The sequence below is a fragment of the Bacillus sp. BC05(2025) genome, assembly GCF_056725905.1.
In genome coordinates, this window is sequence record NZ_JBWYRA010000038.1 from 1 (window position 1) to 453 (window position 453).

Here is a 453-nt window from a genome sequence, read left to right on the forward strand (position 1 = left end):
TTCATTCCGGTAACTATATTATCTACATTAATATTTATCTACGTAAGATTTCCAGATTTTTTCTTTAAAGAATTAGTTACTAGGTTAAAAGATCACCAACAATCACGTATTATAGGTTGGCTAAATCCAGCTGAAAATGTAGACCAAGGATATCAAACGCAACAATCCCTTTTAGCAGTTGGAAGTGGTGAATTACATGGGAAAGGATTCGGCCAAGGAAGTGTATATATTCCTGAAAAGCATACTGATTTTATTTTTGCTACTATCGCTGAAGAGGGCGGATTTATAATTGCATCTCTCGTTATATTGGTCTTGTTACTTCTTATATATCGAATAACTATAATTGCGCATTCAGCAGAGAGTCTGTTTGGTACATTAATATGTGCTGGGACAATTAGTGTATTAACACTGCAAATCTTCCAAAATATTGGAATGATTGTTGGGATGATGCCT

General features: G+C 34.2%; 1 protein-coding gene. It reads left to right on the forward strand.

Annotation, left to right across the window (positions count from 1 at the left end):
- The coding region (locus ACZ76X_RS29000) for an FtsW/RodA/SpoVE family cell cycle protein (protein ID WP_479852478.1) at positions 1 to 453 on the forward strand (453 nt) is incomplete at both ends.